14 protein-coding genes are annotated in these 15,698 nt (G+C 51.0%); 7 read left to right on the top strand and 7 right to left on the bottom strand.

Features of this window, described 5'->3' with window-relative positions:
* Position 1 precedes the first annotated feature (1 nt).
* Positions 2-2,326, top strand: a complete 2,325-nt coding sequence (locus tag CVV44_06840) for a hypothetical protein (GenBank protein PKL39932.1) — start codon at positions 2-4, stop codon at positions 2,324-2,326.
* Here CVV44_06840 and nagB read toward each other — a convergent pair.
* A complete protein-coding gene (gene nagB, locus CVV44_06835; GenBank protein ID PKL39931.1) occupies positions 2,314-4,275 on the bottom strand; it encodes a glucosamine-6-phosphate deaminase in 1,962 nt (653 codons plus the stop codon). The two genes, CVV44_06840 and nagB, sit on opposite strands and share 13 nt — an antisense overlap.
* Here nagB and CVV44_06830 point away from each other — a divergent pair.
* Together CVV44_06830 and CVV44_06825 are read left to right on the top strand one after the other, a co-directional pair.
* Positions 4,255-4,491 (top strand): hypothetical protein, encoded by a 237-nt coding sequence (locus tag CVV44_06830; GenBank protein ID PKL39930.1) that lies wholly within the window; start codon positions 4,255-4,257, stop codon positions 4,489-4,491. The genes nagB and CVV44_06830 overlap by 21 nt on opposite strands.
* A gap of 14 nt (positions 4,492-4,505) precedes the next feature.
* Complete coding sequence (locus CVV44_06825; GenBank protein ID PKL39929.1) at positions 4,506-5,600, top strand: hypothetical protein; 1,095 nt, start codon at positions 4,506-4,508, stop codon at positions 5,598-5,600.
* 13 nt (positions 5,601-5,613) lie between these two features.
* Here the strand turns inward: CVV44_06825 and CVV44_06820 are convergent, their stop codons facing one another.
* Both CVV44_06820 and CVV44_06815 read right to left on the bottom strand, forming a co-directional pair.
* Positions 5,614-6,981 carry a hypothetical protein gene (locus CVV44_06820; GenBank protein ID PKL39928.1) on the bottom strand — a complete coding sequence of 456 codons (1,368 nt, stop codon included), beginning with the start codon at positions 6,979-6,981 and terminating at the stop codon, positions 5,614-5,616.
* The gene (locus CVV44_06815) at positions 6,982-8,271 is read right to left on the bottom strand and encodes a hypothetical protein (GenBank protein ID PKL39927.1); all 1,290 of its coding nucleotides are present in this window, start codon (positions 8,269-8,271) and stop codon (positions 6,982-6,984) included.
* A gap of 274 nt (positions 8,272-8,545) precedes the next feature.
* Here CVV44_06815 and CVV44_06810 point away from each other — a divergent pair, with 274 nt between their 5' ends.
* The 4 genes from CVV44_06810 to CVV44_06795 all read left to right on the top strand — a co-directional run bounded on the left by CVV44_06810 (position 8,546) and on the right by CVV44_06795 (position 12,109).
* Positions 8,546-9,301 carry a transporter gene (locus CVV44_06810; protein ID PKL39926.1) on the top strand — a complete coding sequence of 252 codons (756 nt, stop codon included), beginning with the start codon at positions 8,546-8,548 and terminating at the stop codon, positions 9,299-9,301.
* Positions 9,302-9,413: 112 nt separating this feature from the next.
* Positions 9,414-10,460 (top strand): cobalamin biosynthesis protein CbiM, encoded by a 1,047-nt coding sequence (locus CVV44_06805; GenBank protein PKL40135.1) that lies wholly within the window; start codon positions 9,414-9,416, stop codon positions 10,458-10,460.
* 84 nt (positions 10,461-10,544) lie between these two features.
* Positions 10,545-11,354 (top strand): cobalt ECF transporter T component CbiQ, encoded by an 810-nt coding sequence (gene cbiQ, locus CVV44_06800; GenBank protein PKL39925.1) that lies wholly within the window; start codon positions 10,545-10,547, stop codon positions 11,352-11,354.
* Positions 11,351-12,109 (top strand): cobalt ABC transporter ATP-binding protein, encoded by a 759-nt coding sequence (locus CVV44_06795; GenBank protein PKL39924.1) that lies wholly within the window; start codon positions 11,351-11,353, stop codon positions 12,107-12,109. The genes cbiQ and CVV44_06795 overlap by 4 nt, the downstream gene beginning before the upstream one ends.
* Before the next feature lie 16 nt (positions 12,110-12,125).
* Here the strand turns inward: CVV44_06795 and CVV44_06790 are convergent, their stop codons facing one another.
* The 4 genes from CVV44_06790 to CVV44_06775 form a co-directional block, all read right to left on the bottom strand.
* Complete coding sequence (locus CVV44_06790; protein ID PKL39923.1) at positions 12,126-12,662, bottom strand: hypothetical protein; 537 nt, start codon at positions 12,660-12,662, stop codon at positions 12,126-12,128.
* A 1-nt stretch (position 12,663) separates the two neighbouring features.
* Entirely contained in the window at positions 12,664-13,920 is a 1,257-nt protein-coding gene (locus CVV44_06785) for a hypothetical protein (protein ID PKL39922.1), read from the bottom strand.
* 327 nt (positions 13,921-14,247) lie between these two features.
* Positions 14,248-15,057, bottom strand: a complete 810-nt coding sequence (locus CVV44_06780) for a hypothetical protein (protein PKL39921.1) — start codon at positions 15,055-15,057, stop codon at positions 14,248-14,250.
* Positions 15,058-15,128: 71 nt separating this feature from the next.
* Positions 15,129-15,644 carry a hypothetical protein gene (locus CVV44_06775; protein ID PKL39920.1) on the bottom strand — a complete coding sequence of 172 codons (516 nt, stop codon included), beginning with the start codon at positions 15,642-15,644 and terminating at the stop codon, positions 15,129-15,131.
* Positions 15,645-15,698 lie beyond the last annotated feature (54 nt).

Here is a 15,698-nt window from a genome sequence, read left to right as displayed (position 1 = left end):
CATGATTCCCGTTGAGAGAGGCAGCCATTTCGGCCGGGTGGAGAAACAGAAATATTTATGGCGTGTCATAGGGCTTCACTCCGCAGGCCCTGCTCTCCTGACGGTGGTTTTGTTTTTTGTGATGATACGCCTGGTGTTCATTCCCGCTTTTCAAAACAACCTCATGGATGCGAAAAGAGAAATGGCCCGCGAACTCATCAATTCAGTGTGGAACCTTCTCAATAATTATAATGAGAGATCAGGTTCTGGTGAATTGACTCCCGCACAGGCGCGGGAAAGGGCAAAGGAACGCATCAGAACGATGCGTTACGGCCCCGAGGACAAGGACTATTTCTGGATAAATGACATGCGTCCCGTTATCATCATGCATCCCTATCGCGCCGATCTCGAGGGAAAGGATGTGAGGGACTTCAAGGATACGATGGGGAAAAGAGTCTTTGTGGAATTTGTAGATATGGTCAGACAACATAACGCCGGTTATGTTGAATATCGGTGGCAGTGGAAGGATGATCCGCTCCATATAGTGCCAAAAGTTTCATACGTAAGGCTGTTCGAACCCTGGGGATGGGTTGTGGGAACCGGCGTCTATATAGAGGATGTGGAAAAGGATATAAATAATATCACGAGGCGTATTAATATGGCCACCTCGGGGATACTGGCGATTATCATCCTGCTCTCCATATATATCATCTGGCATCACAGAATAATAGAACTGGAACGACTCAAGATCGAGGCGAATCTCGTTGAGAGCGAGGAGAAGTATCGGTTTCTCATCGAGAACATGAATGACGGTCTTATCGTTGTTGATAAAAACGGCAGAATTATTTATGTTAATGCGAGAATGTGCGAGATGACGGGCTATACGGCGGAAGAACTTGAAAAGACAATATTTACCGGATATTTCGATGATGAAAACCTTGCAATAATTACGACGCAGCTTGAGAGAAGAAGAAAAGGGGAGTACCATTCCTACGAAGTGGCATGGACGAAAAAAAACGGTGAACGAGTCATGTCTATCGTATCGCCCCGCCCCATCTATGATAAACAGGGTGAATATAACGGCAGTTTCGGCGTGGTGACCGATTTAACGAGCCGCATACGCGCCGAGAATGAAAAAAAGGAACTCCAGATGCAGCTTATTCAGACGCAGAAACTGGACTCCATCGGGAAACTGGCCGGAGGTATTGCCCATGATTTTAATAATATTCTCACGGTTATCAATGGTCATGCCCAGATGGCTATGAGAAAAATTGATGGGTTGTCTCCTGTCATAAATGAAAGACTTAAAAAGGACATTGTTGCTATCAGCGAGGCCGGGGAACGCGCTGCACGACTCATACGGCAATTGCTGGTATTCAGCAGGAAACAGGCTTCGGAGTCAGTTGTCGTAGATATCAATAGTGTCATTGGAAATCTGATGAAAATGATTCTCCGGCTGATCGGCGAAGATATCCGTGTGGAGACCAGCCTTATATCCCCCGTGCCGGGCATCAAAGGTGATCCCGCCCAACTGGAACAGGTGTTGATCAATCTCATTGTCAACTCACGTGATTCCATCGCTGAGGGTACTGACCCGGCATCGGAAAAGAAAATTATGGTAAAAACCGACAGGCAGTATCTCGATGAGGAATTTTGCAGTGTTAATAAAGAGATAATCCCGGGCGAGTATGTCACTATTGCCGTAACCGATACGGGTGCGGGCATGGATGAAAATATGATTGGCAGCATCTTCGAACCTTTTTATACCACGAAAAGTTCGGGCAAAGGAACGGGGCTTGGACTGTCTATCGTGTATGCCATAGTACGGCAGCACCGGGGATGCATAAATGTGAACAGCAAACAGGGAGAAGGGAGCACCTTCACGGTCTGCCTGCCTGTATGTAATGAGGTGATCACCGATAAAAAAGATGTACCGAAAGAGGAACCCTCTCTATCGGGAAATGAATGCGTTCTCCTTGTCGAGGATGACATCAATGTCCGCAGCTTTACGGAAGCGGTCCTGGCTGAGCATGGTTACAGTGTCTACAGCGCAGGCAATGGATGTGAGGCCCTGTCCCTTATCAGCGAGAAGGGTTTGAAGCCCGATCTTCTTCTTACGGATATGATCATGCCGGAGATGGACGGACTTGAACTGACTGGTGAATATCTCCGGCTGTTTCCCTTTTCCAGGGTCATTATGATGTCAGGGTATACTGACAGGGACATGAGCTTGCTGGATAACATGAATGGCCGGGTGATCTTTATGCATAAGCCTTATTCCATTCAGAAACTCATGCTGCTTATTCGTGAAAGTGTCGACGGTCCACGGCACCGCTATGAAACATGATACCGCTTGAATACCTCTATGGCCTCGTATTCAGCCATGCCCAGCCGGTTGTACAGGTCGGCGGTGCCCCGGTTTCGTGATTCAGCGCGCTGCCAGAATTCCCTGCTGTCCACGCCGGGGAAAAGAGGCCGGTCCTTCTGCGACTGATGTTTGAAAATGGCCCGGCGTTTTTTCTGCAACTCCTGGGGGCTCAGGGGTACGGCCATATCCACGTCTTCGATGTCCCATTCCTGCCAGGCTCCCCGGTAGAGCCATATATAACACTGCAGCATCCAGGCCTCACCCCTGCTGCGTTCGAGCGCTTTCAGGATCGTCTGAAGGCAGAACCGATGCGTGCCATGGGGGTCGGTCAGATCGCCGGCGGCATAAATCTGGTGAGGCTGTATCCTGCTCAACAGGGAATACACAATATCAGCGTCGGCGTCGCCGGGGCGGTTTTTCCTGATAGTGCCGGTCTGATAGAAGGGGAGGTTGAGAAAGTGAATGTTCTTTTCCGGAATGCCGACAAAGCGGCATGCCGCCTTTGCCTCGCCTTCGCGTATTAAGGTTTTTATTTTCAGCACATCGGCGGAATCCTCCTGTGCCGGATTTTTGCTCCTGAGGAATCGTACTGTTTGTTCATAAAACTCCATGGATTCCCGGCTGTCTATATTGAAGGCCGAGTGAAAGTCGTTGACGAAGTCAAGATATCGGATTACGTCATCGTCGAATACCGCTATGTTGCCCGAGGTCTGGTAGGCCACATGCACGTCGTGTCCCTGGTCCACGAGGCGGATGAGTGTTCCTCCCATGGAAATGACATCATCATCGGGATGGGGGCTGAAAACCAGGACCTTTTTGGGAAAGGGGACGGAGCGTTCGGGCCGGCTGCTGTCGTCGGCCTGGGGTTTCCCGCCGGGCCAGCCCGTAATCGTATGCTGGAGATCATTGAAGACCTTGATATTGACCGCGTAGGCGTTGTCTTTCTGCTCCATGAGGTCGTACATGCCATGGTCGAGATAGTCCCTGGCGGTGAGTTTCAGGATGGGTTTGTTTATTTTCTGACAGAGCCAGACAACGCATTTACGGACGATGCGGTCGTTATCGAATTTGCAGGGCCCCGTGAGCCAGGGTGTTTTTACTCGTGTCAGTTCTGAGGCTGCAGCGTTATCCAGTACAAAAAGGGCGTTGTTGTGACTTTGCAGGAAGCTTGCCGGGACAAAATCACTCATTTCTTCTTCTACGGCCCTGCGGATGATTCCGGTCTTGGCCTCGCCCCAGGCCAGGAGGATGACCCTCTTTGACTTCATGATGCTGCCGATGCCCATGGTAATGGCCCTGGAGGGAACATTCTCCTCGCCGTAAAAATCACCGGCCGCATCGGCCACGGTGAGGTGGTCCAGGGTTATGAGGCGTGTCATGGAATCTATGGCCGAACCCGGTTCATTGAAGCCGATGTGGCCCGTGCGCCCTATGCCCAGTATCTGCAGGTCTATGCCGCCGCATTCTTCTATCCCGGCCTCGTATCCGGAGCAGTACGACTGTATCTGTTCATAGGGAATAGTCCCGTCGGGGATATGGATGTTCGCCGGGTCCATATCGATGAGATCAAAAAGATTTTCCCGCATAAACCGGACATAGCTTTGCATGGCGCCGGGGTCCATGGGGTAGTATTCATCGAGGTTGAAGGATATAACGTTTCTGAAACTCAGTCCCTCGTGGCGGTGCAGTCTCACCAGTTCTTCATAGACCGTGAGGGGGCTTGAACCGGTCGCGAGTCCCAGGACGCAGGGCCTGTTCTCCTTCCGGCGTGACCGGATGAGTGAGGCGATTTCCTCTGCCACGGCCTGTGAAGCCGCCGATGAATTATGAAAAATGTGAACAGGAACTTTTTCATAGTGTCTGCCGGGCTGTGCTTCCCTGTCGACGCGGAATGATTCTTTTTCGGGATGGCTTTTTTCTTTATGCATATGCCTGCACCTGTTCCTTTCAGGTACAGATTAATCCATTTCCTGGATTATGTCAAACTGAAATATACAAATTATTTTACTTCCGTGGCTCCAGTGTTCTTCGATGAGCGGATGGTGATATCTTGTGATAATTATTTTCTGAATTCTCTGTGGCAAGGCGGCATTTTTTCCCTAAAGTTGATTTTGCCTTCCAGGGCTCGTATATTTTTAAAATAAGTGAGGTATGCGCCATGAAAAAGCCCGTTAACGCACTGCTTTGCCTGTGTCTCCTCGTCATGCTGTCGGGATGCGATGGCAATGAAGGAGGATCTTCAGACGTGAACTATCAGGTGGTCTGGGTTACCGATGATATTGATACTCCCACAACATGGACATTCGGTAACATCTATGTGATATATACCTATCCCTTTTATATCAATGATGTGCTCACCCTTGAGCCTGGCGTTATCGTCAAGTTTCATCCCGACGGCGATTATGCCGTATTGTACAGCGGTGGTAAAATTGATGCCCGGGGAACGGCGTCAAGGCCCATTGTGTTTACTTCTTTCAGAGACGATGAACACGGCGGCGACACCAATGGTGATGGTCCCTCATGGGCCGCAAAGGGAGACTGGATGCGTATTGATACAAACGGGCAGCCTGGATCGGTCTTCAGGCATTGTGCTTTTTACTATGGAGGCGCATCGACCTACTACAGTACATTGAGGTTATACCATGCCGTTCCTGAATCGTCGACACCAGATTCGGTTACAGATTGTGTGTTTGCCCATAACAGGGGTGGCACCAGCAGCGGATATTTTTACGGGGCCCTGGATGCCACGTATGCCGCGGCGGGATCGGTCATCACGGGAAACCGGTTCTATGACAATATTTTTCCTCTTTCCATAGGCCCCTATTACAGTATCGATGATTCCAACATGTTTTCCGATGCTGCCGGTTCCATTAACAATGACTGTAATGGAATATTTTACAACGCCAATGAAGATTTTCGATGGGACATCAGCTGGAGCGAAACAGAGGTGGCCTTTGCCATCAATGACAATCTCTGGATAACGGGAAATACTGATTTTACGCTGGGAAGCAATGTTGTTGTCAAGTTCTACCCTTCAAGTATTCTGAACATAGATAGTGACGGCAGTTCGCTGGTGAATTATACCAGCCCATCAGTGCAGTTCACTTCATACCGCGATGATTCCCGAAAGGGCGACACCAACGGCGACGGCCCTTCATCGGGAACGAATAATGACTGGGGCGGTATTTATTTAGATGCATCATCGACATGGTATTCCCCCCCCGACTCAAACGTATTTTATGATTCACACTGAGTGCCCGGAGTTTTCACAATGACATGCTCAGGTGAAAATACCGGAGCAGATCCTTCCTGGTCAGGTGTTCCGTTTCGTTGTAAAAGGCCGACGAGCGCTGCATTTTCCATTGCTCACGGGGCGCATTGACATTATAATATACGGAGGGAAATATTTTTACATCCAGACCTTTCAGGAAGGCCAGGGTCTCCTCGACCTCGTCACGTGTTTGTCCAGGGAGGCCCAGTATGTAATAGGCCCGTACATTGAGGCCTGCCTTGCGCGCCGTCCGGGCTGCAGCAGCGAATGATTCACTGTCAAAGGGACGTTTATATTTTTCCTGGAGTCTCTCTGAATGGGTCACGAGAGAAATGTTCAGTTCATGGAAACCCGCTTTCTTCAAGTGCAGTATTGTTTCTTCAGAAAGCTTCTCCAGGGAGATGCCGTTCATGGCCGTAAATTCCAGGGCACTGTCCCCGCTTCCCGGCCGGTTATAGTCCGCCAGGGCCCGCAGGAGCTCTGTTGAGCGTTCCTTTTCGGCAAAGAGGTTGTCGTCCTCGAAATTGACGATGTGTGTTCCGTACCTTGTCCGGCACTCATCGATTTCACGGATAACGGAGTCTATTCGGCGTGTCCGGTAGGAGTACCCCCATATACTTTTACCCGTGCAGAATTCACACCGGTGCGGGCATCCCCGCGATGTGATCATGGATACGGCTTTTTTCCGGTACATGCGGAAGTCCCGGTCCAGAAGCAGGTCCCGGGCGGGATAGGGGAGGGCGTGGATATCTTCCTTTTTTTTATCAGTCATAGTGACCGTGTTGTTTTCGCTGTATGCCAGGCCGGGAATCCGGGCTCTGTCCCCTTTCCCTGCCAGGTGTTCCATGAGAAGAACCGATGCGGTTTCGCCCTCGCCGGTTATCACGTAGTCGACGCCCAGGCCGTTGAGGAAATGATGGGGGTACAGGGCGGCATGATATCCCCCCACCGTTATAATTGCGTTTTCTTTGCAGGCCCTGATGATATTCACGATGCGGGCCGTTTCCTCATGATATGTTGTGAAAAGCGATGATATGAAGAAAACCCGGGCATCGGTGCTGGATATGCGGCGCTCCATCTCCTGCCAACTCATACCGAAATGATAATAACGTCGGAAGGGAAAGCCCTGCGATCCATGGGAGGGACAGAGCCAGGGAATGATATAAGAAAAATCTTCCGGTATGTCCATGGCATGGCTTTTGGGTGTATGACCGTTTATGAAGATCACTTCGTGACGGGCATTGCGAAGAGCAGCCATGACATAGAGAAGCCCCAGGGGCTGGCGCCGTATGGACGTGGCATAGAAATCCTCTATGGGCGGGTTTATACAGCAGATATTCATTTTTTCAAATCCGGCATTCAATCAGAATGAGACGCGGACTCCCGCGAAAATATCCAGGAGATGCCGGTCTCCCTCGAGGATTATGGAATAATCCGATGCGTCAAAGGTGGTTTTGTGGATGAACAGGCTGTACTGCGCGCCCAGTATCGCTATGATACCGCTGAATGTAACCTGCGTGCCGCATATAAGATACAGAACATGGGAGTTCGAGTTGCCGTTGTTGTCGCCGGAATCGCCGGAGACCGTATAGGCGGGGATATTATAATATCCCGCTCCCGCACCCATGGTAACCTTCGGGGTGATGGTGTATTCCACACCTCCTTTAAAAGCAATGATCCAATCTGTCGAAACAGAAGTTTTTTCAATGTAGATGGTCCCGGTGGTATTGTCAGGTTTCAGTTTCCAGATGCTTTTTGAAACGGGCGTCAGCAGGCTGCCTTCCATGTAGATGGTCAACGCCGGGGTTAATTCCGTCAGCGCTCCCGCCGTAAAGGAAATATTTTCATCGTGGATAAAATGGGTTTTGTAATTTTTTGAGGAAGTGAAATCTTCCACAGGATTAGTTGGATTGGCAAATGCATAATCAAGCGAAGACATCTGGTGTATAAAGCGTCCCGTGCTGACCAGCAGGCCCAGCTGGCCCTGGGGAAAAAGCCTGGTGAAACCCAGTGCTGCCTCGCCGGATATGTTCATGGTTTTATTTTTTCTGGAGCTCACTTCGATTACATTGGCGTTCAGCGAGGCGCCCTTATCCTCATCGATCTTTTCAAGGGCGTACCCGGTTTTAAACCGAAGGCCCAGGGCATTTCGGCCGTCCAGGAGCCATGCAAAGGAGAAGACGGCCGTGGGGGATGCGGACCACTGCGATGATGTGCTCTCTTCAATATAAGGAAGACCGGCAACCTGGGCTGCATAAGAATAGGTGTCCTTGTTTGAAGTATACAGGCCGTCCTGGTTTCCCTCAACAGCGAGGCCCCAGGCGAAACCCTTTGTATTTCGGGAGTAACCGAAAAAGGAATTAAAAAAGAGGGAGTCTCCCGGCGACAGTTCCGTCGTCATCGAATCGTGGGAGGAGTAGTTCAGTGTCATGGTGTCATTGAAGTTTTTGTAGGGCCTGTATATCCCCAGAAACACAAGACTGTTTGTATCCTTCTGCCGGGCCAGCAGTGCGGGATTATTGCTGGTATTAAATGCACCCTCATCTCCCACGGAGACAATACGGCCCGACAGAAGCGGTCCGCCATAAAGAGCCGCTGTAAATGCCGGGAGAAAAAGAATAAGCAGGATCAATTTTCTGTACGGTCTGTTCATGTTTTATTTTCCGCTGTCCGGTGTTTTGCTACAGTCCCATTCAATTGAGGGATATATGCTCAATATATCCTGAAATAAGTGGGAATGGTCAAATATAAAAAAGGCCTATTGCGTGTGCCGGAAAAAAATAACAGGTAATGAATTCACTATTGATGAGTATCCCGGCATTTATTCTCCCGTAAGTTTATAAATATCCCCATGAATTGTCAGAAAAATAAATTAATGATTGACGGGTAACACAATAGTATTATTAGTAACATTAAATAAATAAAAAATGCGGAGTTTTATGATGAAATTTTCTTTTTCCTTTATTTTTATTCTTTTGTTTTCCCTGGGTGCTTTTGCCGCTCATCCCCTCATAACCGATGATACGGGTGTCCAGGGGAAGGGAAAATTCGAGGTGGAAGTGAATGGTGAATGGGGGCGGGAGAAAAATCCCGATGTGGTCAACTCGGGAGAAGTGGCCGTGGCGATTTCGTGCGGTCTCGCCGACAGGCTTGATCTGGGGATCGGTGTTCCCTTTGTCATGGAAAATGCACAGGGCAGTGATACTGTCCATGGTGTTTCCGATGTGGGTCTTGAGCTGAAATGGAATTTTTACGAGGTGGAAATGTTCAGCTTTGCACTGAAGCCGGGAATGTCACTGCCTTCTGGCGATGAATCCCGGGGATTCGGTACCGGTAAGATCGGGTACAGCACTTTTTTTATCACAACCATGACCTGGGAATCACTTGCCATGCATTTTAATGCCGGTTATGCACGGAATGAGAATAAGGCCGATGAACTGGAAAATATCTGGCATTTTTCACTTGCTGCAGAATATTCCATCATGGATTCCTTCAGGCTTGTGGTCAATTCGGGAGCTGAGCGGAATGCCGATCGTGGTGACGATACGCCTCCCGCTTTTGTTCTTGCCGGAATAATATGGTCCCCCGCTGAATGGATTGATCTCGACCTGGGGTATAAAGTCGGGATGACCGATCCTGAAACCGACCATTCGATCATGATGGGTGTTACAGCACGCTGGTGAGCTATTCAGATTTCTCAGGGGACAGAGCTTGTGTGATAGTGGAAGGGAACAGGGCGGGAAACCGCCGATAGATAATTACATTAATACAAATATTTTTGGGAGGTACTTTATCATGCATATGGCAGATGCTTTAATTTCTCCCGCAGTGGGGGGCACCATGCTTGCCACAAGCGCGGGACTCATCGGTTATTCTTCATATAAATTAAAAAAAGAAATGGATGATACGAAAATGTCGCTCATGGGCGTTATGGGCGCCTTCATATTCGCTGCTCAAATGTTAAACTTTTCCATTCCGGCTACGGGATCGAGCGGACATATAGGCGGAGGATTGCTTCTGGCGGTTATTCTTGGGCCCTGGGCGGCCTTTCTTACCCTGGCATCGGTGCTTATCATCCAGGCGCTTTTTTTTGCCGACGGGGGTCTCCTGGCTCTGGGATGTAATATTTTTAACCTGGGATTTTTCACCTGTTTTCTGGCCTATCCGCTTATTTATAAACCGATCGCGGGTAAAACTTTGACAAAAACGAGGCTGTTTATAGCGGCAATAATCGCTGCGATTATCGGTCTGCAGGCCGGGGCCTTTGCCGTGGTTTTTGAAACGGTCATATCGGGAATATCGGAACTTCCCTTTGGAACCTTTGTTCTTCTCATGCAGCCGATTCACCTCGGTATCGGTATTGTCGAAGGGCTGGCCACGGCCGCGGTGATATTTTTCATCTATAACGCACGGCCCGAGATAATAGAAGGAAATCTCTCGGGCTCCGCGGCGCCATCATCGATAAAAAAGGTCGTGATTGGCCTGGCCGTGGCCGCGCTGGTCATGGGCGGTGTCGTCAGCTGGTTCGCTTCATCGCATCCTGATGGTCTTGAATGGTCCATGGCCAGGACATCGGGTTCCGAAGAGCTGAAGGGCCCTGAAAAAGGAGCACATGCCCTGTTTGGAAATATCCAGCAGAAGCTGGCCTTTCTTCCCGACTATAACTTCAAAGCGGGGAGCGATGATAAACCCGTTGAAAATGCCGAAGGGACAGAGCCTTGGCCTGCCGTGAGTTCCGGTACATCGGTTTCGGGACTCGTGGGCGGATTGCTTACGCTCATGCTGGTTGCCGCCCTTGGATTCCTGGTAAAAATGGTAAAAAAAAGAAAAGAAATTGAATGATTTTAAGTTGTTAATACAATTGGTATGAGATAAACGGGCGGGTGTGCCGAAAGTGCTCCCGTCCGGGTTTTTCGGGAGGACATTATTTCACGGATTGAAACATCTCTTTTTTCCCTGGGATACATGGATATCCTGGCACGCCGGGACAGCCCCGTGCATCGTCTCGAGTCGCGAGCCAAATTAATTACGACGATGTTTTTCATCATAACCGTTGTCTCCTTCGGGAAATATGAGCTGTCCATGCTGGCGCCTTTTTTCATCTATCCCGTCTACCTCGTAAGTGCCGGGGATCTGCCGGTCCGCTGGCTCATGAAAAAGGTACTGTATGTGGCACCTTTCGCACTCATGATCGCTCTCTTCAATCCTGTTCTTGACCGGAGTATCATGGTGCACCTGGGCGGTGTGGGATTCTCGGGAGGATGGATTTCTTTTTTTTCCATCATGATGCGGTTCTGTCTTACGGTGAGTGCCGCCCTGGCCATGATAGCCTGCACCGGTTTCCGGAGCGTCTGCCTGGCCATGGACAGGCTTGGGATGCCGCGCATGTTTGCCGTGCAGCTCCTGTTTCTCTACCGTTATCTGTTCGTTCTCGCCGAAGAAGCGCTGCGTATGTCCCGGGCGCGGACTCTCCGGTCTTTTGGGGAACGTAGCAGTATGAAAAGTTATGCCGGTCTCGTGGGCAGTATTCTCCTGCGGACGATAAACCGGGCTCAGAGGATACACCTGGCCATGACCTGCCGCGGATTCGACGGCCGGATACACATTATGCGGCAGGAACGGTTTGGCATGAAGGACCTTGTGTTCATAGTATTCTGGTGCAGTCTTTTTATGGTATTGAGGTCCTTTGATATTCCACAGGCACTGGGAGTGCTGGTGACCGGAGCATTGACATGAGCCATCATATTGTTGAAGCGAAAGATATGCACTACTCGTATCCCGATGGGACAAAGGCCCTCAATGGCGTATCTTTCCGGATTACACACGGTGAATCCGTGGCCATAGTGGGCGCCAACGGCGCAGGTAAATCGACGCTTCTCATGCATTTCAACGGATTTATCATGCCGTCGCGGGGAAGCCTGCGTGTCGGCGATTATCCCCTGAATACGGAAACGATTCACGCCATCAGGCGAACGGTCGGTATGGTCTTTCAGGACTCCGATGATCAGCTCTTCATGCCCACGGTCTTCGATGATGTGGCCTTTGGCCCGTTGAACCTCGGACTGCCCCGCCAGGAAGTCGATCAGCGCGTCAGGGAAACCCTGGAAATCGTCGGGGCATTACACCTTATTGACCGGCCCACACACCGGCTCTCGGGCGGTGAAAAACGCGCCATCGCCATTGCCACGGTTCTGTCCATGCACCCCGACATTCTCGTTATGGACGAGCCCACGTCCAACCTTGACCCCCTGCACCGCCGCCGTCTCATCGGGCTTTTAAAAAGTTTCAGGCACACTAAAATAATCGCCACGCATGATCTCGACATGGCCCTCGATGTATGTGAACGAACCATCATCATGAACAACGGTGAGATTATCGCCGATGGCGATACCAAGGAATGTTTTAAAGACAGGGCACTTCTCGCCCGGAGCGGCCTGGAACAGCCTCTTGGCATGCAGGGGTGTCCCGTCTGCGGAAAATCACAGCTTTGATTTTGTTGATCCTGTGCTACAGGGATGCGATATCAGCCATGGCGATGCGCCGGTCCCGCAGATCGTCCAGCAAACCTGTATCGTGGAGGAACCGCAGATTAAGCACGGCCAGGGCCATGTTCAGACGGTCCATGTCGAGCAGGTCATCCTCGTCGATGCTTTCGGTTTCCGTGAAGTTCAGGTCGCAGAAGGATACCTCCAAATCGTTCACATTGTCCTGGGAGCCGTAGAGAAGAGGGTAGCCCTGGGTGCGGCAGATCAGGGGCCGGCAGGCATAGACGGAACAGAGGCCTTCCTTGAGGAATACGCACCGGCCAGGGTCATGGGCCCTGTCCCCGTTGACGGATGAATCCAGGTGCTGCCGGATATACAGAGCCTCGACGGGAAAGAGGGACAGACCCGCCTCGCAGCAGTTATCGCATCCCGGTCCGCATAAGAGTTCGTCGCCGTATTTTCCATGTATGGCCCGGCAAAGGTCGTCCACGGTTTCAATGAATTCGCGGTAACCCTTGAAAAGGTTTTCGTTGATCGCCACGGCAATATCCTTCGCCATATTATTTTTCCACGGTTCCGGTGAGGCCCGAGCCGTCTTGGTTCAGAGTTGTCCTTACGATGTGGAATCGGCTGCGCTCCAGTTTTTCCTGTACCGCCACGGGCACATAGTATTCATTGAATCCCCGCGTTATGCCGCTGCGGAAGCGTTCGCTGAGAAAGCGCGATGTGCCGCCGTCGAAAAGGCCGTAGTATCGCCGCTTCTGCCCGGTATAGAGGCTGATCACTTCGGCGCTCCGTTCGCTCTTGATGCTTTCGCTCACCGTGTCTTCCATGGCCGCAGCGGCCGTACCGGGGCGCGGTGAGTAGCGGAAGGTGTGGATGTGCGAGAATCCCGCCTCGGTAATACAGGCCAGGGTATCATCGTGGTCTTCCTTTGTTTCACCGGGAAAACCAACGATGATATCCGTGGTGAAGTTGAAGAGTGGCATTTTTTTGCGTATGTCCTCTATGGTATCGAGATAATCCCGTCGTGTGTACCGGCGGTTCATTTTTGTCAAAATCCGGTCGCTGCCGCTCTGCAGGGACAGGTTCAGGTGACGGACCATCTTGTCGTGCTCCAGGAGATTTATGAGCCACGGCGTCATTGACGGCGGCGACAGGGACGAAAGGTGCAGGCGAAAGTCGCCTTCCTGCCCCAGGAGGTGTTCCACGAGGCCTGCCAGGTCGGCGTTGCCGTCGCGGTAATGACCGACCATGACACCGGCCAGGAGGAACTCACGGTATCCGGCGGCGACCAATTCCCTGAATTCATCCGTGATGTCTGTCAGGGAACGGCTCACGGGCGCGCCCCGCACAAAGGGGATGATGCAGTAGGAACAAAAGTTGTCGCAGCCGTCCTGGACTTTCAGGTTGATGCGGGTACGCGATGATTTCAGGGCCGGACGGTATTGGAAACGTGATGCCATCGATACATCAAGGCTGTCGAAGAGATTCCAGTCAGTGACAAGTTCAGGGATGAGATATTTGTAGTCGTTGGACAGATAATAGACATTGTCTACACACCGTTCTTCACCGGCGCCGCAGCCCGTAACAATAACGCGGGCTGCGGGGTCAGAGCCCATTTCCCTCAGGGACTGGTATACGAGCTTCCGGGTCTTGCGTTCGCTGGTCACGGTAACGGAACAGGAGTTGACGATATATACATCGGCCGGGCCCGTGGTGACTATTTCATGGCCGCAGTCCTGCAGTTCCGTTGATACGGACTGGATTTCGGCCATGTTGAGACGGCAGCCCAATGATAAAATTCTAATTTTCATATATAATACGGTCTATCAATTAAAGAATATTTTGTCGGTAACGACGGTAATACCATCTTTCAGCTCTGACCTGGTATCCCGGCAGGGGACATACAATAAAAAGTATCATGAAAACCAGAAACGCCCAGGCCGGGGAGATAACAAGGATTTTTTTAATGCGGGGCAACATTTTAAGGGGGTCAGAGCCTTCCCGGTTAGCAGGGAATTCCCGGCCGGGTTTCCGGCCGGGGTCAGAGCCTGATTACTGAGGGTGTAAACCAGTAAGGGACAGAGCCTCCAGGCAGATTCAAGGTACTGTTGGACAAAAAGGTGCTCTGTCCCCCTTCTTTACCCTATAATAAACATGAGCCGGTCAATGATTTCCCAGATAGTGGGATTGGGGCCATCCACCTCTTCCAGTTCATCAACGCATTCCTGGCAGGTGATCTCCCCGTCGTAGACGAGATAATTCTCGTACCACATGGCCCGGATGATTTCCGGCACGCCGAAAACCTCGATATCGCCCAGCTCCAGAACGTAATCGCCGGTGTTTCCCCGGGGCTCCCATACATAGACCAGGTAGGTTCCGGGCCGGGAGAGAATTATGCTGGTCTTCTTCTGGTCAAAATAGGACTTGAAGGTGAATTTCTCATACCACAGGTCGCCCTGTTCCTCGTTATCCAGGATCATCATACCCTGTCCCTCCTGGAGTGTGAAGGGAAGATGCTCTGACCCCTCCCATGCCGGCAGGTACTCCTGTTCCGGCCCCACGATGGCAACGATGGGAAGTATCATGGCATAGGAGGCACAGCCCGGGACCAGGGAGCCAACGTGAAATCTTCGGCCCGTCACGCCATTATCATCGGTGACCACGAGGGGATGGTCTTCATTTTCCAGGCTCTCCTGTCCTTCCTCCACCTCGCCGAACTGGCCGTTGAGGGTCAGAGCCGGGTCAAAATCCGAATCTTCCAGGGTAAAGGTAACCATATCCAGGTCCTCCGGTGATGAAAAATGGGAATAGAGGGCGATGGATTTTTCGATCTCCTGTTTTATTTTATAGGGTCTGGATGTGCTGTAATCATAGCGTTCGTGATAGGCCACATGGGCAGCCAGTGGAGGGGTCAGAGCAAGGATAAGGGCGATGATTGATTTTTTCATGGTTTTTACCTTACAATAGTAATGAATCATGATACATCACAGGGTATCATGGCGTATGGATAATGATGTGGTCAGAGCTCCGATACGCTGAGTGTAAAGGCACCCAGACTGTAGGGAGATCCGCCCTGGGGCACTACACGGATATGATAGGTGCCGGAAACGGGCGCCCTCCAGACAATTTCGGAGAAACCGTCTTCTTCCAGGTCATCGGGGTTCATGGTGAGCAGGGTGCAGGCCAGCTTCAGGGGATTTTTTTTAAGTTCTTCCAGTGATACTCCGGGAAGTCCTGGTTCTTTATCATCATTTCTGGCCAATTCCGTCATGGCGGAATCATAGAGTATGAGCACGGTATCCGCTGCGGGCGCGTTATCAGCGGCGACGGCGGTTTTGATCCGGTAAAGTTTTCCCGTGTCAGCACTGAAGCTCCGTAGTTTTTCATCCATGGTATTCCGGAAAAGAAGCTGTTCCGCAGGAGCGACCATGCCTGAAGCGTCTGTGATCATCACATCGCTTCCGCTGTGTCCCGCACAGCCCATGGGCAGGACGAAGAACAGAGAGTAGAAAGCGAGCACCATAATTTTTTTCATCAAATCCTCCTGTAATATGCCTGGTTTTGACGGGGATACGAGTAAAACCGGTAC

Source organism: Spirochaetae bacterium HGW-Spirochaetae-1, assembly GCA_002839375.1.
In the GTDB taxonomy this organism is placed as follows: Bacteria; Spirochaetota; UBA4802; order UBA4802; family UBA5550; genus PGXY01.
Note: the sequence above shows the minus strand (reverse complement) of the source record. Positions and strands in the feature narration are given on the sequence as shown.